The following is a 19,732-nucleotide window of genomic DNA, read 5'->3' on the forward strand; positions in this document are numbered from 1 at the left end:
GCCCGGGGGTTCGCCCCCGGGCCCCTCGTACGCCTGGAACGGTCAGTCCAGGTAGTCGCGCAGCATCTGCGCCCTGGTCGGATGGCGGAGCTTGGCCAGGGTCTTGGACTCGATCTGCCGGATGCGCTCCCGGGTGACGCCGAACTCCCTGCCCACCTCCTCCAGCGTGCGCGGATGCCCGTCGGCCAGGCCGAAGCGGAGCTGGATGATGCGCTGCTCGCGGTCCGACAGGGTCGCCAGGATGTCGTCGAGCTGGTCCTGCAGCATGATGAAGGCGGCGGCCTCCATGGGCACGACCGCGTCCGCGTCCTCGATGAAGTCACCGAGGTCGGAGTCCTCCTCGCCGATGGGCGACTGGAGCGACACGGGCTCCTGGGCGATGCGCTGGATCTCCACCACCCTGTCGACCGGGAGGTCCATCTCCTTGGCGATCTCCTCGGGCACGGGCTCGCGGCCGAGGTCCTGGTGGAGCTGGCGCTGCACCCGGACGAGCTTGTTGATCGTCTCCACCATGTGGACGGGGATCCGGATCGTGCGGGCCTGGTCGGCGATCGCCCTCGTGATCGCCTGCCGGATCCACCAGGTGGCGTAGGTGGAGAACTTGTAGCCCTTGGTGTAGTCGAACTTCTCCACGGCGCGGATCAGGCCGAGGTTGCCCTCCTGGATGAGGTCCAGGAACAGCATGCCGCGTCCCACGTACCGCTTGGCGATCGACACCACGAGCCTGAGGTTGGCCTCGATGAGGCGCTGCTTGGCCCTCGTGCCCTGCCACACGAGCTCCCTGAACTCCGGGAAGGCCAGGCGCGACACCCCGTTGGCCAGCTTGTCCTCGGCGAACAGGCCGGCTTCGATCGACTTGGCGAGCTCCACCTCCTCCTCAGCCGTCAGCAAGGGCACGCGGCCGATCTCCCGCAGGTAGATGCGGACCAGATCGCTGGTCGGCGCCCGCTTGCCCACGTCCTCCTCATCGGCGCGGGAGGTGTCGTCGTCGCCCTGGGGCTCGAGCACCTCCACGCCGTTCTCGGCGAGCATGCGCACGACGCGTTCGAGCGCGTCGGACGGCATCTCTGACCGGTCGAGCGCGGCTGCGACGTCATCGACGGTGACGCTTCCGCGCTCTCTTCCTTTCGCGACGAGGTCCGCCACCTGATCGATCGTTGGCGGCCCGCTTGGCAGCACCGATGCACCCACGGGAGACAGTCTGCAGTATTGCTTCCATAAAATGGCAGACCCATTTTTGGCACCGAAGGTAAGGCTCTCGCCCTTACCGAATTGAGATCCATTAAAGGTTTAGCCGGAGATTGATCAGGAAAGAAAAGTCAATTACGCGACCGGGTAACGGGGCGCCGCGACGATGACGGGCGGCGTCCGTGCCGCGGCCTGCCCGGACGCCCCTTGCGGGGCCGCCCGGCGTGCGTCTTGCCCGGTATGACCGGCAGACGCACGACTGATGCGAATAACACTTTCCTTCACAACAGCTCGGCTTTGTGTCGATCGATGCCGTACGCGTTCTCCGTGCGCGTACGGCGGCGGTCGCTCAGCTTCCGGCGGCGCGTTCTCTCAGCACCCGCCGCTGCTGCTCCAGCGCCACCAGCTCGCCGAACAGCTTGTTGTACTCCTGCTGTTCGTCCACCGGGTTGAGCCGCTGGATGCGGGACTTGACCTGGGCGATGGCCCGGTCGACCGCGATGGCCTCGATGGCGGCCAGCATGGCGGCGCCGTAACGCTCCTCGACGTGCGCGTCGGCCTGGATCGCCTCCACCGCGAAGCGCGTCACCAGCACCCGCGCCGCCTCGTCCGGCGCCTGCTCCAGCAGCCGGTCGACCCACTCGCGCCCGCCGTGCCCGGCCGTCGCCGTGCCGCCCGCCGCCGCGACCACCTGGCGCAGCGTCACGTGGTCGGCCACGGTGAACGCCTGCGCGTCGAGCGCGTCGAAGCGCGGGCCGAGCAGCGCCGGACGCTGCACGGCCAGCTTGAGCAGCTCGGCCTCCACCCGGGTGTGCGGGTCGACCGGCGCGGCCCGCGGCGCGCGCTGGGGGCGGCCCGCCTGGGCGTTGCCCACCTCGGCGATGCGCTGCATGACGAACCGCTCGTCCATGAAGCCCAGCCACCGGTCGAGGTCGATGGCGTAGCGCTTGCGCAGACCGGGGTCCTTGATGCCGGCCACGATCGGCGCCGCCGCGTCGAGCGCCGCGATCTTGCCCTCGTTGCTGCGCAGGTCGTAGCGGGCGATCGTGCTGCGGATGGCGAACTGGAACAGCGGCTCGCGCCCGGCGATCAGATCGCGCACGGCCGCGTCGCCCTGCTTGACCCGCAGGTCGCACGGGTCGAGCCCGTCGGCCTGCACGGCCACGTACGTCTGGGTGACGAACTTCTGCTCGTCGGCGAACGCCCGCAGGGCGGCCTTCTGCCCGGCGGCGTCGCCGTCGAAGGTGAAGATCACCTCGCCGCGGAACTCGGCCTGGTCGAGCAGGAAGCGCCGCAGCACCTTGATGTGCTCCTCGCCGAACGAGGTGCCGCAGGTGGCCACGGCCGTCGGCACCCCGGCCAGGTGGCAGGCCATCACGTCGGTGTAGCCCTCGACGATCACCGCCTGGGAGCGCTTGGAGATCTCCCGCTTGGCCAGGTCGATGCCGTAGAGCACCTGGCTCTTCTTGTACAGCGGCGAGTCGGGGGTGTTGAGGTACTTGGGCCCGTCGTCGGAGTCGAGCAGCTTGCGCGCGCCGAACCCGATGACGTCGCCCGTCGCGTCGCGGATCGGCCAGACGAGCCGGCCCCGGAACCGGTCGATCGGCCCCCGGCGGCCCTCCCGGACCAGCCCGCCCTTGATCAGCTCCTCGGCGGTGAAGCCGCGCCCCATGAGGTGGCGGGCCAGCGCCTCCCACTCGGCGGGCGCGTAGCCCACGCCGAACGTCTCGGCGTCGGCCCGCTCGAACCCGCGCTCGGACAGGAACCGCCGCCCGGGCGCCGCGTCGGGGCTCATGAGCTTGGCGGCGTAGAACTCGGCGGCGGCGCGGTGCGCCTCGATGAGCCGCGCCCGCTCGCCGTGGTCGCGCCGCGGCACGTAGCCGCCCTGCTCGTACTGGAGCTGGATCCCGGCCCGCTGCGCCAGCCGCTCGACGGCCTCGCCGAAGGTCAGGTGCTCGACCCGCTCCACGAACGTGATCACGTCTCCGCCCTCGGAGCAGCCGAAGCAGAAGTACATGCCGCGCTCGGGCGTGACGTTGAACGACGGGGTCTTCTCGTCGTGGAAGGGGCACAGGCCCTTGAGGTTGCCGCCGCCGGCGTTGCGCAACTGGATGTGCTCGCCGATCACCTCGGCGATGGGAGAACGCTCGCGTACGAGCGCGATGTCGACGTCACGGATGCGGCCAGCCACGCCGGTGAGTCTATTGCGACCGGCGGACAGACCCCACCCCGGCGACCGCGATCGGCCCGGCGCAGCCACCCGTTTTGTGGTGATGGGAAGGGTGATATCACCTCAGCGCCCGGAAAGCGGAAAACGTGTCCAGCCTGTTGTCCACGTCGGCTACAAAGGTAAAGCTCGGGCTGGATACGGTGACGCGGGTGGAGATCATGCGATCGGGGCTTCTAGGACGATGGGCCGTCGTGGCGGGCGCACTGCTGCTGACCGGCGCCTGCGCCCAGTCGACCGGGGTGGCGGGGGTCAGCGCCCAGTCGCCCGAGACCGTACCGCCGGCCGCGACCGGGCCGACGCCCGTCGTCACCGGGACCATCCCCGGCCCCGACGCCACGACGGAGGCGTCCATGGACCCGCCGAAGGGCAAGTCCCCGATCAACGTGCCGCCGCCGCGGCTGTCCGACTTCACCTACGCCTTCCCGGTGACCGGCTGCCAGGTCAGCTACCAGCGTCAGCTCCTCGTGCTGCCGAAGACGACGATCTGGACGGGCAAGGGCTGCACGTTCGTCTCGCCCACGAGCGGCGTCGTGGACGAGGTGAGCACCGCCGACCGGTGGAGCGCGGCCACCGACCGGGGCCGGGACCGGGAGGGCCGCTTCGTCACGGTCGTCGGCGACGACGGCGTCCGCTACCTCGGCGGCCACCTCGACTCGGTGGCCGCCGGCGTCAGGCCCGGGACGCGGGTGACCGCCGGGCAGGTGCTCGGCCGGGTCGGCGCCTCGGGCAACGCCCGCACCCAGGGGCCCAACCTGTACTTCGCGATCTCCTGGAAGACCGGCTCGTCGGCCTGGTGGGTGCGGCGGGGCATGGTCAACCCGTGGCGGTACCTCGACGCGTGGCTGTCCGGCAACCGGACGCTCTCGCCGCGCGAGGAGACCGTGGCCACCCGGGCCCGGCTCGGCGAGACGCCCCGCTGCCAGGTGCAGTGCGCCTCGAAGAAGCCGGTCAAGAAGAAGCGCGAGCCGCGCGAGACGCCGGACCCGGTGATCACGATCACGGTCAACCCGACCTGAGCCGCCCTCCGGCGGCGGCCGTCAGCCGGAGGTCAGCTCCTTGGGGTCGGCGATCTCGCCGGAGCGGATGCGGTCCTGGATGCCTCCCACGACGTCCCAGACGTTGACGTTCATGCCGGCCACCACCCGGCCCTCGCGCAGCCAGTACGCGACGAACTCGAGGTCGTCCACGGACCCGCCGTGGACGACCTGGTCGTAGCCCGTGGTGTCGCCGGAGAACTCCATGCCCAGGTCGAACTGGTCGGTGAAGAAGTACGGCACCCGGTCGTAGACGACCTCCTGGCCGAGCATGGCGCGGGCCGCGGCCGGGCCGCCGTTGAGGGCGTTGGCCCAGTGCTCGACGTGCAGCCGCCGGCCGTACAGGGGGTTGAAGGGCTCGGCGACGTCGCCCGCCGCGTACACGTCGGGGTGGGAGGAGCGCAGCGAGGCGTCGGTGAGGACGCCGTGGCCGACCTCCAGGCCCGCCTCGCGGGCGAGCCCGACCTCGGGGGCGACGCCGATGCCCGCCACGACGAGGTCGGCGCTCAGCCGCTCGCCGGTGGTCAGCCGCACGCCGTCCTCGGCGATCTCCGCCGCTCCGGTGCCGAGGCGCAGCTCGACGCCGTTGCGGCGGTGCAGGCCGGCGAACACCTCGCCCAGCTCGGGCCCGAGGACGCGGTGCAGCGGCGTGGGGTCCGGCTCGACGACGGTGACCTCGCAGCCGGCCAGACGGGCCGCCGCGGCGGTCTCCAGGCCGATCCAGCCGGCGCCCACGACGACGACCCGGCCGCCCGCACCGCCCACCTCGGCCAGGCGCCGCTTGAGCGCGTCGCTGTCCTCGGCGGTGCGCAGGTAGAGGGCGGGTCCGGGCAGCCGCCGCGGCGTCGCCCCGGTCGCGATGAGCAGCTTGTCGTACGCCCGGCGGGAGCCGTCGGCGAGCGCGACGGCGTGCTCCCCCGGCTCGATCCGGGTGACCGGGGTGCCGAGGAGCAGCTCGACGGCGTTGTCGGCGTACCACTGCTCGGGATGGACGTAGATCTTCTCGCGCTCGCTCTTGCCCTGGAGGTAGCCCTTGGACAGGGGCGGGCGCTCGTAGGGGCGCTCGTTCTCGGCTCCGATGAGGACGATCTCCCCGTCGAAGCCCTCCTCGCGCAACGTCTGCGCGGCCTTCGCCCCCGCGAGGCCGGCGCCGACGATCACATATGTGGCCATGGCCGCAGTGTCTCAGCCGGACAGGCGGCGGTGCCAGGCGACGGCCGAGGTGTCGGTGAGCGAGGCGATCTGGTCGATGACCACGCGGGTGCGCGCGGCGTCGCCCGAGGCGGCGAGGAACGCGGGCCGCAAGGCCGGCTCCAGGGTGCCGGGCGCGCCGAGCGTGATGAGGGCGGCCAGCTCGGCGATGAGCTCGCGCTGCCTGGCCTGGTTGGCGTGGTGGTCCTCGGTGGTCATCACGTAGTGGGCTGTGACGCCCTTGAGCACGGCGCACTCCAGCTTGGTGGAGCGGGGCACGACCAGCTCGACCCGGTGGCGCATGCCGTACGCCTCCTTGGTGGCGGTCTGCGCGGAGCGGCAGAACCGGCCGATGAGACCGCTGGTGAGGGCCTTCAGCCCGGCCAGGTCGGCGAGGGTGGCGGCGAAGCCGCGCGGCCACAGCGGGTCGGCGATCAGCCGGCCGAAGGCCTCCTCCAGCTCGGCGCATTCGGCGTCGGGGGCGTACCAGGCGCGGGCCAGCTCGCACACCTGCCGCCGCTCCTCGGGCGAGCGCAGCGCCTCGGGCGTGACGTGGCCGGAGTGCAGCGCGTCCTCCAGGTCGTGGACGGAGTAGGCGACGTCGTCGGACCAGTCCATGATCTGCGCCTCGAAGCTGACCCGGCGCGGCGGCGCGCCGTCCCTGATCCACGCGAAGACGGGCAGGTCGTCGTCGTAGACGCCGAACTTCGGCGCCACCTCGCGGGTCCACGGGTACTTGATCGAGGCGTCGAGCGCGGCCCTGGTGAGGTTGAGGCCGGCGCTGTGGCCGTCCTCGGTGAGGACCTTGGCCTCCAGGCGGGTCAGCAGGCGCAGGCTCTGCGCGTTGCCCTCGAAGCCGCCGCAGCCGGCGGCCAGCTCGTTGAGCGCGACCTCGCCGTTGTGGCCGAACGGCGGGTGGCCGAGGTCGTGGGCCAGGCATGCGGTCTCGACCAGGTCGGGGTCGACGCCGAGGACGGCGCCCATCTCCCTGCCGACCTGCCCGCACTCCAGGGAGTGGGTGAGCCGCGTACGCGGGATGTGCTGGCCGGCGCCGACGGCCTCGAACGGACCCACCACCTGGGTCTTGGCGGCCAGGCGGCGCAGCGCGGAGCTGTGCAGCACCCGGGCGCGGTCGCGTTCGAACGCGCCACGCTCGGGGTTTCCGGGCGGCTCGGGCACCCAGCGTGCCTGGTCGTGGTCGTCGTAGCGGGCCATAAGTGCAGTGATTTTATCCACTTTCCGGACTCCGCTAGTGTCAAGTTTCGCGAGAACCCCCTTCCCCGGGAGCCCTCCCCCATGACCACTGCGTTCCGTGCCGTGCTGGCCTTCACCCTGCTCGCAGGGTTCTACGTGCTGGTCGGCCTGTTCGTCGGCGTGGCCGTCTTCCTCGACGTGCTGCTGATCGTCGACTTCCACGTCAACGTCCTGAAGGCCGCGATCGTCCTGACTCTGGCCGCCGCGGCGCTCGTCCGGGCGCTGGTCATGGTGAGCCGGACGAAGGGCGGCGAGGAGCCGGGCGTGGCGGTGACCCGCGAGCAGGAGCCGGCGCTCTGGCAGACGGTCGAGGACCTCGCCCAGCGGGTGCGCACGGCGCCGCCCGCCGAGATCCGGCTGGTGCCGGAGGTCAACGCGGCCGTGGCCGAGGACACCCGCTTCCTCGGCCTGAAGGCGGTCAGGCGGCGCATGTTCATCGGCCTGCCGCTGCTGCAGACGCTGACCGTGGACGAGATGCGCGCCGTGCTCGGGCACGAGCTGGGTCACTACAGCGGCGCCCACACCCGGCTGGGCGCGCCGGTCTACCGGGGCCGGGTCTCGCTCATCGCCACCGTGCAGGGCCTCGACGGGCATCCGGTCATCCAGCGGGTGTTCTCCGCGTACGCCAAGCTCTACCTGCGGGTCTCGCAGGCCGTCTCGCGGCGGCAGGAGCTGGAGGCCGACGAGCTGGCGGTGACCATCGGCGGCCGGCGGGCCATGGCCGAGGCGCTGCGCAAGATCCACGGCACGGCCGCCGCCTGGGACGTCTACGTGGGCAGCTACCTGTCGCTGACCGGCGCGGGCGGCCTGCGCCCGGCGTCGGTCTTCAACGGCTTCCACGCGCTCATGAACGACCCGGCGCGGCAGGCGGAGGTCGCCGCGCTCGCCGCGCGGCCGGAGGAGACCTCGCCGTACGACTCGCACCCGAGCCTGGCCGAGCGGCTGGCCGCGGTCGAGCGGCTGCCGGAGCCGCAGCACGTGCCCGACCCTCGGCCGGCGCTGACGCTGCTGCGCGACCCCGGCGTGGCGGCGCAGGCGGTGGAGCAGTCCATGTGGACCACGGAGGCGCTGACGACGCTGCGGCCGGCCTCGTGGGAGGACCTGGTCGAGCGCGGCATGTACGCCGCGCGCAACGCCGAGGCGCTGCACGACCTGGCCGTGGCGGGCCAGCGGGTGGTGGGGGCGGCGCGGCCGTACCTGGACGCGGCGTTCGAGGCGATCGCCCGGGGACGGCAGGAGGAGCTGGCGGCGCGGCTGACCGAGCTGGGCTGGAGCCCCTCCCCCACGATGCTGGCCGGGGTGGTCGGCCAGGCCCTGGAGGGGGTGCTCATCGAGCACGGCCAGGCCCGGTGGAAGCTGTCCTGGTCGGGCCCGGCCCGGCTGGTCTACGACGACGGCGAGGAGGTCGCCCTGGCCGAGTACGCGGCCCAGGTGGCGGCCAGCCCGCCGGCCGTGGCCGGTCTGCGCAAGTGGCTGGGCGACCACGGGGTGCGGCACGACTACGTGCCGGTCCCCGAGGAGGACCGGCACGCGCCGGGTCTGCCCGCCTGACCGGCCCGCCCGCCGCGCGGGAAGGGCCGGCCGGGGCGGTCAGCGGGTGTCGGAGTCGTTCTGGCTGAGCGCGGCCCGCCCGGCCTCCAGGCGGGCGACCGGGATGCGGAACGGCGAGCAGGACACGTAGTCGAGCCCGGCCTCGTGGCAGAAGTGCACCGAGTCGGGGTCGCCGCCGTGCTCGCCGCAGATGCCCAGCTTGAGGTCCGGCCGGGCGGCGCGGCCCTCGTCCGCGGCGATGCGCACCAGGCGGCCCACACCGTCGCGGTCCAGCGTCTCGAACGGCGAGACCCCGAAGATGCCGAGCTCCAGGTAGCGCGAGAAGAACGCCGCCTCCACGTCGTCGCGGGAGAAGCCCCACGTCATCTGGGTCAGGTCGTTGGTGCCGAAGGAGAAGAACTGCGCGGCCTCGGCCACCTGCCCGGCCGTCAGCGCGGCCCGCGGCGTCTCGATCATCGTGCCGATGAGGGCGTCCACCCCGGCCTCGGCGAGGATCGCGGCGGCCTCCTCGCGGACCGCCTCCAGCTCCTGCACCGCCACCGTGAGCGGGATCATGATCTCCGGACGGGCTCCGGGTACCGCCCTGGCGGCCTGGGCGATGGCCCGTACCTGCATGGCGAACAGGCCGGGGATCACCAGGCCGAGCCGTACGCCGCGTAGGCCCAGCATGGGGTTCTGCTCGTGCAGCCGCTTGACGGCGGCCAGCAGCTCGCGGTCCTTGTCCGTCGCCTCGCCCGCGCCCGCGTCGGCGAGCGCCACGCGCACCGACAGCTCGGTGAGGTCGGGCAGGAACTCGTGCAGCGGCGGGTCGATGAGGCGGATGGTGACGGGCAGGCCGTCCATCGCCCGGAAGATGCCCTCGAAGTCGGCGCGCTGCAACGGCTCCAGCGCGTCGAGCGCCCTCTGCCGCTCCTCCTCGCCGGAGGCGAGCACGAGGTCCTCGACCAGCTTGCGCCGCTCGCCGAGGAACATGTGCTCGGTCCGGCACAGGCCGATGCCCTGCGCGCCGAAGCGGCGGGCCCTGGCCGCGTCCTCGGGGGTGTCGGCGTTGGCCCGCACCTGCAGGCCGCGGGTCTCGTCGGCGTGCCGCATGAGGCGGTCCACGGCGCGGACCAGGTCGTCGTCGCCGACGTCCTTGCCCTCGAAGTACTCGACCACCGGGGAGTCGACCACCGGCACCTCGCCGAGGAACACCTCGCCGGTGCTGCCGTCGATGGAGAGCACGTCGCCCTCGGACACGGTGACGCCGCCGGGAGCGGTGAACCGCTTGCCCTCGATCGACACCTCCAGCTCCTCGGCGCCGCAGACGCAGGTCTTGCCCATGCCGCGGGCGACCACGGCCGCGTGCGAGGTCTTGCCGCCGCGGCTGGTGAGGATGCCGCGGGCGGCGATCATGCCGGACAGGTCGTCGGGGTTGGTCTCGCGGCGCACCAGGATGACGTCCTCGCCCCGGCCGGCCAGCTCGACGGCGCGCTCGGAGGAGAAGACGGCCTTGCCGACGGCGGCGCCCGGCGAGGCGTTCATGCCCTTGGCGATGCGCCGCTTGTCGGCGTCCGCGTCGAAGCGCGGGAACATCAGCTTGGCGAGCTGGTCGCCGGTGACCCGGGTGACGGCCTCGTCCATCGTGATGAGGCCCTGGTCGACGAGCTGGGTGGCGATGCAGAACGCGGCGGCGGCGGTGCGCTTGCCGACACGGGTCTGCAGCATCCACAGCTTGCCGCGCTCGATCGTGAACTCGATGTCGCACAGGTCGCGGTAGTGGTTCTCGAGGGTCGCCATGATCTCGAGCAGCTCGTCGTAGGAGCGCTTGTCGATGCGCTCCAGGTCCTGCAGCGGCATCGTGTTGCGGATGCCGGCCACGACGTCCTCGCCCTGGGCGTTCTGCAGGTAGTCGCCGTAGATGCCCTGCTGGCCCGAGCCGGGGTCGCGGGTGAAGGCGACGCCGGTGCCGGAGTCGTTGCCGCAGTTGCCGAAGACCATGGCCACGATGTTGACCGCGGTGCCGAGATCGGCGGGGATGCGCTCCTGGCGCCGGTACAGGATGGCGCGCGGGGCGTTCCACGAGTCGAAGACCGCCTTGACGGCCAGGCGCATCTGCTCGCGCGGGTCGGCGGGGAACTCCATGTCCGCCTGCTCGCGCACGATGCCCTTGAACGTCTCCACCAGCCCCTGGAGCTCGCCCGCGTCGAGGTCGGTGTCCTGCCGGTCGCCCTTGAGCGCTTCGAGGGCGCCCTCGAAGTGCTCGCCGTCGATGCCGAGCACGGTCTTGCCGAACATCTGGATGAGCCGCCGGTAGGAGTCCCAGGCGAAGCGCTCGTTGCCGCCGGCCTGCTTGGCCAGGCCGTGGACGGACTCGTCGTTGAGGCCGATGTTGAGGACGGTCTCCATCATGCCGGGCATGGAGAACTTCGCGCCGGAGCGGACGCTGACGAGCAGCGGGTCGTCGGTCTGGCCGAGCTTCCTGCCCATCGCCCGCTCCAGGGCCTCCAGGTGCCGGTCGACCTCGTCGCCGAGGCCGTCGGGCACCTTGCCCTCGGCGAGGTAGTACCGGCACGCCTCCGTGGTGATCGTGAACCCGGGGGGCACGGGCAGACCGAGATTCGTCATCTCGGCCAGGTTCGCCCCCTTGCCGCCGAGGAGGTCTTTGAGATTTCTGTTGCCCTCGGTGAAGTCGTAAACGTACTTGGCCACCACAGCTCCAATCGACGCCTCTGCCGGGGACTCTACCGGCGAGAAAGATGAAGAAACCGCACTCATCGGTTAAGTCATCGTTTCCCCTGGTAGAGCTGCTGTCACCGGTCTAATCCAATTAATATTCCGTTGATCAGGAAATTGGTTTATACCAGTGGTTTACACCAATTCTTCGGAAAGTCGGGAAGTGGGAAGAATCGGGGCATCCCCCAGCAGGAGGCGCCCCATGGCCGTCTTTCGCCCGGGCGCCGCGCGCGCCGCGCGGGACGTCGCGGTGTGGCTGGACGAGCGGCTGGGCCTGGCCCGGTGGCTGCGGCCCACCCTGCGCAAGCTCTTCCCGGGTCACTGGTCGTTCCTGCTCGGCGAGCTGGCGCTGTACGCGTTCGCGCTGCTCGTGCTGACCGGGGCGTTCCTGACGCTGTTCTACGAGCCGTCCGCGACGGGCGCCTACCCGTCGGTGCGGGGGCTCAGCCTGGAGATCCGCGGCGGGCTGCTGGTGCGGGGGCTGCACCACTGGTCGGCGACCGTGTTCGTGCTGGCGATCGTGGCGCACCTGTGCCGGGTGTTCTTCACCGGCGCCTTCCGCCGGCCGCGGGAGGCGGCCTGGGTCCTCGGGGTGGTGATCTTCGGGCTGGTGCTGGTGGAGGCGTTCCTCGGGGTGTCGCTGCCGGCCGACCGGCTCGGCTTCACGGGGCTGCGGGAGGCACAGGGGCTGCTGCTGTCGGTGCCGGTCGCGGGGGCGTACGTGTCGCGGCTGCTCTTCGGCGGCGACTTCCCCGGGACGGCGGTGCCGCGGCTGTTCGTGGCGCACGTGCTGCTGGTGCCGGGGGTGCTGCTGGCCGCCGTGCCGCTGCACGCGCTCGTACTGACGTGGCGACAGGGGCACACCGAACGACGCGGCGGGGGCGTGACCGGGCGACAGGGGCACACCGAACGACGCGGCGGGGGCGTGACCGGGCGGCAAGGTGACACCGGACGGCGCGGCGAGGGTGTGACCGGGCGGGAAAGTGGCACCAGGCGGCCCGGCGAGGGCGCGTCCCGGCGGCAAGGTGAGGGCGGGCGGCGCGAGGTGGGTGTCCCGGCCGCGGAGTCGCGGGTGAGCGGCGGGCCGTTCTTCCCGTCCTTCGTGGCCAGGAACGCGGGGACGGCCCTGGCCACGGCGGCGGCGATCGCGCTGGCGGCGACGCTCTTCCCGGTCGGCGCCGGCTGGGCGGGCCACCACGGGCCGTACCACCCGGGGGCGCCGCCGCCGTCGGCGCAGCCGTTCTGGTACGCGGGGGTGCTGGAGGGCGCGCTGCGGCTGGCGCCGCCGTGGGAGGTCACGGTGGGCTCGTACACGCTGCCGGTCGGATTATGGATCCCGCCGCTGGTGCTGGGGGCGTTCTTCCTGGCGCTGCTGGCGTACCCGTTCGCGGAGCGCCGGGTGACGGGCGACCGGGGTGTGCACCATCTGCTGGACCGGCCCGCTCGGGCGCCGGGGCGCACGGCGCTGGGCGTGGCGGTGCTCGTCCTCCTCGCCGTGCTGTGGGCGGGGACGTGGGTGTCGGTGATCCCGCCGGACCCGTGGTCGCCGCAGCCGACGCTGGTCACGACGGAGGAGATCTACCGGGGCATCGTGTACGGGCTGCGGGCGGCGGTGTTCGTACTGCCGGTGGCGGCCTACGCCCTCACCCGGGCCTGGTGCCACCGCCGCGCCCGCCGCCACCCGGAGAGCCCCGGAGAGGTGCGGACGTCATAGGAGGCCGGCAGGCCCCCTGGGCGCCAGGCTCTCGGGGGTCTCGGGGGTCTCGGGGGTCTCGGGGGTCTCGGGGGTGAGGAGTCCTGCGAGGGCGGGGGAAGCGAGGGAGGCCGGGCGGAAGGGTGCGCGGCGAGGCGGGCCAGGAGGCAAGGCCGGCCGTGGGAATACCGGCGCGCGAGGGTCAGGAGTGTGGGGAAGCCAGCGAGCCCAGCGCAGCCACGGGAGCAGGGACAGGCCCCCGGTGTGCCGGAGAGCCCGCAGGAAGGAGGCGTCCGCAGGGAAGGAGGCACCCGATGGGAGGAGGCGCCCCCAGGAAGAAGGCCCCGTGGGGAGGAGGCACCCCTGGGAGCGGGGGCAAGCGGGGATCCGGAGGAAGCGAAGACCCGGAGAAGGCGCGAACTCGAAGGAGGCGGGGACCCGGAGGAGACGGGGACCCGGAGGAGACGGGGACCCGGAGGAGACGGGGACCCGGAGGAGACGGGGACCCGGAGAAGGCGCAGACCCTGGAGGAGGCGCAGACCCGGAGAAGGCGCAGACCCTGGAGGAGGCGCAGACCCGGAGAAGGCGCAGACCCTGGAGGGACGGAAGCTGGCGCGACCGGAAGGGCCGGAGTCCCGGGGACGGCGGAGACGGCGGAGACGGCGGCGGCCGGGGGCTCGGTGGGAGCCGCCCGGCCGCGTCGCGGAAAGCCGCGCGTTGATCGTCGCGTCACGGAAAGCCGCGCGCTGGTCGTCGCGTCGCGGAGAGCCGCGCCTCAGTCGTTGAGGTGGGTGCGCAGGTAGGTCTGGACCTGGTCGAGGCCGATGCGCTCCTGGGCCATCGTGTCGCGCTCGCGGATCGTCACCGCGTTGTCCTCGAGGGTGTCGAAGTCGACGGTGACGCAGAACGGCGTGCCGATCTCGTCCTGGCGGCGGTAGCGGCGGCCGATGGCGCCCGCGTCGTCGAACTCGACGTTCCACCGGCGGCGCAGCTCCGCGGCCAGGTCGCGGGCCTTGGGCGACAGGTCGGCGTTGCGCGACAGCGGCAGCACCGCGACCTTGACCGGGGCGAGCCGGTGGTCGAGGCGCATGACCGTGCGCTTCTCCATGACGCCCTTGGCGTTGGGGGCCTCGTCCTCGGTGTAGGCGTCGAGCAGGAAGGTGAGCGTCGCCCGGTCGACGCCGGCGGCCGGCTCGATCACGTACGGGACGTAGCGCTCACCGGTGTCCTGCTCGAAGAAGCTGAGGTCGACGCCCGACGCCTTGGAGTGGGCGGTCAGGTCGAAGTCGGTGCGGTTGGCGATGCCCTCCAGCTCGCCCCACTCCGAGCCGGCGAAGTTGAAGCGGTACTCCACGTCGACGGTGCGCTTGGAGTAGTGGGACAGCTTCTCCTTGGGGTGCTCGTAGAGCCGGAGGTTGTCCTTATTGATGCCCAGGTCGGAGTACCAGCGGAAGCGCTCGTCGATCCAGTACTGGTGCCACTCCTCGTCGGTGCCGGGCTTGACGAAGAACTCCATCTCCATCTGCTCGAACTCGCGGGTGCGGAAGATGAAGTTGCCCGGGGTGATCTCGTTGCGGAACGACTTGCCGATCTGGCCGATGCCGAACGGGATCTTGCGGCGGGCCGACTGCTGGACGTTGAGGTAGTTGATGAAGATGCCCTGCGCGGTCTCGGGCCGCAGGTAGGCCAGGCCGGACTCGTCCTCGACCGGGCCGAGGTAGGTCTTGAGCAGGCCGCTGAACTGCCGGGGGTCGGTGAAGGCGCCCTTGTTGCCGCAGTTGGGGCAGGTGATGTCGGCCAGGCCGTTCTCGGGGGCGCGGCCGTTCTTCTCCTCGTACGCCTCGACGAGGTGGTCGGCGCGGAAGCGCTTGTGGCACGACTGGCACTCGGTGAGCGGGTCGGAGAACGTCTCGACGTGGCCGCTGGCCTGCCAGACCTCGCGGGCCAGGATGACGCAGGAGTCGAGGCCCACCACGTCCTCGCGCGCCTGCACCATGGACTGCCACCACTGGCGCTTGACGTTGTTCTTCAGCTCCACGCCCAGGGGACCGTAGTCCCACGACGCACGCAGACCGCCGTAGATCTCGCTCGACGGGTAGACGAGCCCGCGGCGCTTGGCGAGGCTGACGATGGTGTCCATGACGTCTGTTCGGCGTGCCATGTGGTTGGGTCTCTTTCCGGCTGGAGGTCGGCGAGGGATGGATGAGCTCCCAGCTTAGGGGACGTGGCGGGCCCCTCGCGCGGGAGTGTTGTTACGCCCGCTCTTGTGTGTAGACGTCCTCGAACGCGCTGGGCTCGTGGACCATGAGGATCATCAGGGGATACATCGCCATCCGGGCGGCCGAGAGGGCCCGGCGGTAGAAGCCCGCGCCCTCCCATTCGCTGACCAGGGCCCACAGGTTGGGCTCGTCGACGGATCGGGCGAGCCTGCCGCGCAGGTAGCCGGGCTGGGTGGCGAGGGTGTCGAGGATGGCGTGGCCCTGCTTGACGAAGTCCTGGGACTGGGACTCGGGAACGGTGTAGCGCATGACGGCGAGCACGTGACCAGATTAGAGGCGCTCGGACCCGCCGGAAGCGCCGACTGCCGTAGGCTCTGGCTGTGGCCCCGAACAGCAAGCGCCCGCTTCCCCAGGGGGAGCAGTTCTTCACGCCGGGCGCGACCGGCCTGCGCAAGGCCGTCGAGCGGCGCAGCGCCGTGCCGATGACGTACCTGTTCACGCAGGTCCCCCGATGGGTGGCGCCCGCCGCGCTGGTGATCCTGCTGCTGGCCGGGTTCGCGGTGGCCGGCCCGCTGGGCGGCGTGGCCGTGCTGCCGGTGATCTTCTTCGTCGGATGGCTGGCGTACCTGTCGTGGCCGTCGCTGGGGGCCGGCGGCAAGCTGCTGCGGGTCGTCGTGCTGACCTTCCTGGTGCTCCTGGTGGCGACCCGCTTCGGCGCCTTCCCGAACGGCCTGTGACGGCGCCCTGGGGCCCCTGGCAGCGCGCCCGGTTCGTGTGAGGCTGACGATCCAGTCGTCGGTGGATGTGCGGGATCAGATCGCTTGATCCACGTCATCCTGTGGAACGAGAACGGCGCGACCCCGCCACCCCGCACCCCTCCCCGCAGACTCCGGCCGACGGCGGCCCCGACGTGATCACGATCTACCGCCGGCCTTGATGGCGGCGAGCCGGGCGGACCACTCGCGTTCGGCGAGGGCGAGGCCGCCCTCCAGCGTCTCGACGAGCGACGTCCGGCTCACCGACGCCACCGTCGGCCCACGCCGGGCCTCGGTGCCCCAGGCGGGACCGCCTCCGTCGCGGACCCGGCAGGCGAGGTGCACCCGGTCCTCGTCAGGGAACGCGAACGCGGTCACCTCGTCGGTGCACTCTCCCCACTCCAGGAACGCACACCGTGCGAGTTCCGCCCCGGCCCCAGGTGAGGCCCCGGCACCGGCGTCGTCGTACATCCAGCTCTCGGCGACGCGGAAGGACTCGGACGGCGAGGTGAATCCCACCGGCGGCGCGGCCGGCGCGCGGAAGCGGCCGAGCTCGTCCTTGAGCTTCTTGACCAGGAGGGGCGGATAGAACGCGTTGTCCCACGTGTTCACCTGGAGCCCACCGACGAAGACGTCGACGCACAGCAGCCCGGAGTCCCGTTCGACGTGGAACTCCAAACCGAATCCGGTCCGCGCCCCGAACAACACGGCGACCTCCTCAGCCCTGACACCCGACCCCGCACGCAAGGGAGAACAAGATCGTCAAGGTCGGTCCAGGCGACGGCACTCCCTCGCAACCCGGAAGATTTTGACAACCATTTTCATTTTGCCGCATACTGGCTCCCATGATGTCAGGATTGTCCCGGTCGTACGCTGCGGGTTTGCTGGCCGGAGCCGCCCTCCTCACCGCCACCGCGTGCGGAGCCGGATCGGCGCAGACCGGAGCCGGCGCGGGCGGCGGCAAACCTGCCGTGGTCGCGGCCTTCTACCCCCTCCAGTGGCTCAGCCAGCAGGTGGGCGGCCCCGACGCCGCCGTGAGCGTGCTGACCGCCCCCGGCGTCGAGCCGCACGACCTGGAGCTCGGCGCCCACCAGATGGCGGAGCTGGGCGAGGCGAGCCTGATCGTCTACATCAAGGGCGTGCAGCCGGCCGTGGACGACGCCGTCGATCAGGACAAGGCCTTCGACGCGGCCACCGCCGTCAAGACCCTCCCCGCCGACCACCACGAGGGCGAGGCGGCCGCCGAGGAGCACGACCACGAGGTCTCCTACGACCCCCACCTCTGGCTCGACCCGGCGCGCCTGGCCACGGTCGCCACCGGGCTCGGCGGGCGGCTGGCCGCCGCCGACCCGGCTCACGCGCAGGGCTACAAGGACCGCGCCGCCGCGACGGCGGCCTCCCTCGGCGCGCTCGACAAGGAGTTCACACAGGGCCTGGCCACCTGCCGCTCCCGGACCCTGGTGACGGCCCACGAGGCGTTCGGGTACCTGGCCGACCGCTACCGGCTCAAGCAGGTCGGCATCACCCTCGACCCCGACGCCGAGCCCTCCCCCGCCCGCCTGGCCGAGGTCGCCGGGCTGGCGAAGACCGATAAGGTGACGACCGTCTTCACCGAGTCGCTGGTCAACCCGAAGGTCGCGCAGGTGCTGGCCTCGGAGGTGGGGGCGAGGACGGCGGTGCTCGACCCGCTGGAGAGCAAGCCGTCCGGCGACTACCTGTCCGCGATGCGGGCCAACCTCACCACCCTGCGCACGGCCCTGGGATGCGGAGCATGACCATGAGCGAGACCGCCACCGAGACCGGCGCGAGGACCGCGGGCGAGACGGCCTTCTCGATGACCGGGGGGAAGGTCACCCTGGACCGGCGGCCGATCCTGCGCGGCGTGGACCTCACGGTCCGCCCCGGCGAGGTGGTCGCGGTCATGGGCACCAACGGCTCCGGCAAGTCCACGCTGGTGCGGGCGCTGCTCGGCCTGATCCCGCTGTCCGGCGGCCAGACCCTCCTGTACGGCCGGCCGCCCGCCCGGTTCCGCGACTGGTGGCGCATCGGCTACGTGCCCCAGCGGCTCCAGGTCGGCGGCGGCGTGCCCGCCACGGTCCGCGAGGTGGTCGCCTCGGGCCGGATCGCGCGGCAGCGCCGCCTGCGCCGTACGAACGCGGCGGACCGGGCGGCGGTGGCCGACGCGCTGGAGGCCGTGGGCCTGACCGCGCGGGCCGGCGACCCCGTGCAGCACCTGTCGGGCGGCCAGCAGCAGCGGGTGCTCATCGCCCGCGCGCTGGCCGGCCGGCCCGACACGTACGTCATGGACGAGCCCACGGCGGGCGTCGACGCCGAGACGCAGCGCCTGCTGGCCGACACGCTCGCCACGCTGGTGATGCAGGGACGCACGATCGTGCTCGTCGCCCACGAGCTGGGCCCGCTGGAGCCGCTGATCACCCGCGGCGTCGTGGTGCGCGACGGCCTGATCACCCACGACGGCGCGCCGCCGCGGCCGGAGGGCGAGTGCGCCCGCCCGGGACACGAGCACGTCCACCCGCACGCGCCGGACGAGCCCGGCACGGCGGAGATCCTCGGGCGCGGCGCGGGCGCCGGGCCGCTGAACTGGCAGGGAGAGGCATGATCGAGCTGCTGCGGGCACCGTTCTTCCAGCTCGCGCTGGTCGCGGCGCTGCTGGTGGGCCTGTGCGCGCCCGCCGTCGGCACGTTCATCGTGCAGCGGCGGCTCTCGCTGCTCGGCGACGGCATCGGGCACGTCGCGCTGACCGGCGTGGCGCTCGGGTTCCTCACGAACACCGAGCCGGTGCTGACGGCCGTCGTGGTGTCCGTCGCGGGCGCCGTGGCCATCGAGCTGGTACGGGCCCGCGGCCGCACGAGCGGCGACGTGGCCCTGGCCCTGCTGTTCTACGGCGGCATCGCCGGCGGCGTCATGCTCATGGGCATCGCGCCGGGCGGCAGCAACGCCAAGCTGAACTCCTACCTGTTCGGCGCCATCGCCAGCGTCACCATCCAGGACATCTGGGTCATCGGCGCGCTGGCGGTCGCGGTCATCGCGGTGGTGGTGGTCTTCGGCAGGGAGCTGTTCGTCCTGTGCCAGGACGAGGAGATGGCACGGGCCAGCGGCCTGCCGGTACGCTTCCTCAGCCTGGTGATCGCGATCACGGCGGCGCTGACCGTCGTCATCGCCATGCGCGTGGTCGGGCTGCTGCTCGTCAGCGCCCTCATGGTGATCCCGGTGGCCACGAGCCAGCAGCTCACGAGGGGGTTCCGGGCGACGATGGCGCTGGCCATGACGATCGGCGTGGTGGTCGCCGTGGGCGGTCTGCTGGCCTCCACGCTGTCGCCCCGCGTGCCCCCGGGCGCCGCGATCGTCCTTCTCGCGCTCGGCGGCTTCGTGCTGGCCCTCGGTGTAGGTAGATTCGTACGCCGAGGCCGTGTCCGGGAGCCGGGCGTGCACGAGCCCACGCCTGTCAGGGAGGCTGCTTGACTTTCTCCCCATGCCTAAAGAAGGCGGGGGATTCCGACCTTCACAGGTCGGGGTTCCTGCTTCACGGGCGACTGCACCCGGGTGGATCCGGAGTGTCTGACGTCACTTCCACAGGCGGACACGGCAAGACCTGCCGCCAGGATGTTCTTCGCGGCGTTGACGTCCCAGTCGTGCCGGGTGCCGCAGGACGGGCACTGCCACGTCCGGATGCCGAGCGGAAGCCGTGCGAGCAGATGCCCGCAGGCCGAGCAGGTCTTGGAGCTGGGCAGCCAGCGGTCCACCACGATCAGCCGACGGCCGTACCGGGCCGTCTTGTAGTTGAGCATGCGGCGGAAGACGCCCCACCCGCAGTCGGAGATGGCCTTGGCCAGCTTCCGGTTGCGGACCATGTTCGTCACGGCCAGGTCCTCGATCACGAT

16 protein-coding genes are annotated in these 19,732 nt (G+C 72.0%); 7 read left to right on the forward strand and 9 right to left on the reverse strand.

Annotated elements, in window-relative coordinates; genetic code table 11:
- Positions 1 to 42: 42 nt before the first annotated feature.
- Positions 43 to 1,146: an RNA polymerase sigma factor RpoD gene (gene rpoD, locus HTZ77_RS09675; RefSeq protein ID WP_328808503.1), complete on the reverse strand. Its 1,104-nt coding sequence runs from the start codon at positions 1,144 to 1,146 to the stop codon at positions 43 to 45.
- Positions 1,147 to 1,537: 391 nt separating this feature from the next.
- A complete protein-coding gene (dnaG, locus tag HTZ77_RS09680; protein WP_175589130.1) occupies positions 1,538 to 3,379 on the reverse strand; it encodes a DNA primase in 1,842 nt (613 codons plus the stop codon).
- Positions 3,380 to 3,609: 230 nt separating this feature from the next.
- Between dnaG and HTZ77_RS09685 the strand changes: the two genes are divergently transcribed.
- Positions 3,610 to 4,434, forward strand: coding sequence for a M23 family metallopeptidase (locus HTZ77_RS09685; RefSeq protein WP_328808504.1), 825 nt, complete (start codon positions 3,610 to 3,612; stop codon positions 4,432 to 4,434).
- A 21-nt stretch (positions 4,435 to 4,455) separates the two neighbouring features.
- On the opposite strand, the gene HTZ77_RS09690 is transcribed toward HTZ77_RS09685, so the two are convergent.
- Entirely contained in the window at positions 4,456 to 5,625 is a 1,170-nt protein-coding gene (locus HTZ77_RS09690; RefSeq protein WP_175589131.1) for an NAD(P)/FAD-dependent oxidoreductase, read from the reverse strand.
- A 12-nt stretch (positions 5,626 to 5,637) separates the two neighbouring features.
- Positions 5,638 to 6,858 (reverse strand): deoxyguanosinetriphosphate triphosphohydrolase, encoded by a 1,221-nt coding sequence (locus HTZ77_RS09695; protein WP_175589132.1) that lies wholly within the window; start codon positions 6,856 to 6,858, stop codon positions 5,638 to 5,640.
- 81 nt (positions 6,859 to 6,939) lie between these two features.
- Between HTZ77_RS09695 and HTZ77_RS09700 the strand changes: the two genes are divergently transcribed.
- A complete protein-coding gene (locus HTZ77_RS09700; RefSeq protein WP_175589133.1) occupies positions 6,940 to 8,448 on the forward strand; it encodes a M48 family metallopeptidase in 1,509 nt (502 codons plus the stop codon).
- 39 nt (positions 8,449 to 8,487) lie between these two features.
- Here HTZ77_RS09700 and ppdK read toward each other — a convergent pair whose 3' ends face one another.
- Positions 8,488 to 11,139: a pyruvate, phosphate dikinase gene (ppdK, locus tag HTZ77_RS09705; RefSeq protein WP_175589134.1), complete on the reverse strand. Its 2,652-nt coding sequence runs from the start codon at positions 11,137 to 11,139 to the stop codon at positions 8,488 to 8,490.
- Positions 11,140 to 11,365: 226 nt separating this feature from the next.
- Between ppdK and HTZ77_RS09710 the strand changes: the two genes are divergently transcribed.
- Positions 11,366 to 12,877, forward strand: a complete 1,512-nt coding sequence (locus HTZ77_RS09710; protein WP_175589135.1) for a cytochrome b — start codon at positions 11,366 to 11,368, stop codon at positions 12,875 to 12,877.
- 754 nt (positions 12,878 to 13,631) lie between these two features.
- Here the strand turns inward: HTZ77_RS09710 and HTZ77_RS09715 are convergent.
- A complete protein-coding gene (locus HTZ77_RS09715; RefSeq protein WP_175589136.1) occupies positions 13,632 to 15,017 on the reverse strand; it encodes a glycine--tRNA ligase in 1,386 nt (461 codons plus the stop codon).
- 91 nt (positions 15,018 to 15,108) lie between these two features.
- Positions 15,109 to 15,396 (reverse strand): antibiotic biosynthesis monooxygenase family protein, encoded by a 288-nt coding sequence (locus HTZ77_RS09720; protein WP_175589137.1) that lies wholly within the window; start codon positions 15,394 to 15,396, stop codon positions 15,109 to 15,111.
- A 59-nt stretch (positions 15,397 to 15,455) separates the two neighbouring features.
- Here HTZ77_RS09720 and HTZ77_RS09725 point away from each other — a divergent pair, with 59 nt between their 5' ends.
- Positions 15,456 to 15,812, forward strand: a complete 357-nt coding sequence (locus tag HTZ77_RS09725; protein WP_175589138.1) for a DUF6703 family protein — start codon at positions 15,456 to 15,458, stop codon at positions 15,810 to 15,812.
- Positions 15,813 to 15,989: 177 nt separating this feature from the next.
- Here HTZ77_RS09725 and HTZ77_RS09730 read toward each other — a convergent pair whose 3' ends face one another.
- Positions 15,990 to 16,538 (reverse strand): hypothetical protein, encoded by a 549-nt coding sequence (locus HTZ77_RS09730; RefSeq protein ID WP_175589139.1) that lies wholly within the window; start codon positions 16,536 to 16,538, stop codon positions 15,990 to 15,992.
- Between the two features lie 173 nt (positions 16,539 to 16,711).
- Between HTZ77_RS09730 and HTZ77_RS09735 the strand changes: the two genes are divergently transcribed.
- The 3 genes from HTZ77_RS09735 to HTZ77_RS09745 are packed head-to-tail and all read left to right on the forward strand — an operon-like array spanning position 16,712 to position 19,313.
- The gene (locus HTZ77_RS09735) at positions 16,712 to 17,605 is read left to right on the forward strand and encodes a metal ABC transporter substrate-binding protein (protein ID WP_235994456.1); all 894 of its coding nucleotides are present in this window, start codon (positions 16,712 to 16,714) and stop codon (positions 17,603 to 17,605) included.
- Positions 17,606 to 17,607: 2 nt separating this feature from the next.
- Positions 17,608 to 18,450: a metal ABC transporter ATP-binding protein gene (locus tag HTZ77_RS09740; protein ID WP_407940484.1), complete on the forward strand. Its 843-nt coding sequence runs from the start codon at positions 17,608 to 17,610 to the stop codon at positions 18,448 to 18,450.
- Positions 18,447 to 19,313 carry a metal ABC transporter permease gene (locus HTZ77_RS09745; protein ID WP_175589142.1) on the forward strand — a complete coding sequence of 289 codons (867 nt, stop codon included), beginning with the start codon at positions 18,447 to 18,449 and terminating at the stop codon, positions 19,311 to 19,313. Before HTZ77_RS09740 ends, HTZ77_RS09745 begins: the two co-directional genes overlap by 4 nt.
- A 14-nt stretch (positions 19,314 to 19,327) precedes the next feature.
- Here HTZ77_RS09745 and HTZ77_RS09750 read toward each other — a convergent pair.
- Positions 19,328 to 19,732, reverse strand: a 405-nt coding sequence (locus HTZ77_RS09750) for an RNA-guided endonuclease InsQ/TnpB family protein (RefSeq protein ID WP_175589143.1), incomplete at its 5' end; no start/stop codon positions are given.

The sequence above is a fragment of the Nonomuraea montanisoli genome (assembly GCF_013363975.1).
GTDB classification, from domain to species: Bacteria; Actinomycetota; Actinomycetes; order Streptosporangiales; family Streptosporangiaceae; genus Nonomuraea; species Nonomuraea montanisoli.

Coding starts and splice junctions, on each gene's coding strand:
- HTZ77_RS09690 (WP_175589131.1), bottom strand. CDS start 5,625: ATGGCCACATATGTGATCGTCGGCGCCGGCCTCGCGGGGGCGAAGGCC.
- HTZ77_RS09695 (WP_175589132.1), bottom strand. CDS start 6,858: ATGGCCCGCTACGACGACCACGACCAGGCACGCTGGGTGCCCGAGCCG.
- HTZ77_RS09700 (WP_175589133.1), top strand. CDS start 6,940: ATGACCACTGCGTTCCGTGCCGTGCTGGCCTTCACCCTGCTCGCAGGG.
- HTZ77_RS09710 (WP_175589135.1), top strand. CDS start 11,366: ATGGCCGTCTTTCGCCCGGGCGCCGCGCGCGCCGCGCGGGACGTCGCG.
- HTZ77_RS09715 (WP_175589136.1), bottom strand. CDS start 15,017: ATGGCACGCCGAACAGACGTCATGGACACCATCGTCAGCCTCGCCAAG.
- HTZ77_RS09740 (WP_407940484.1), top strand. CDS start 17,608: ATGAGCGAGACCGCCACCGAGACCGGCGCGAGGACCGCGGGCGAGACG.
- HTZ77_RS09745 (WP_175589142.1), top strand. CDS start 18,447: ATGATCGAGCTGCTGCGGGCACCGTTCTTCCAGCTCGCGCTGGTCGCG.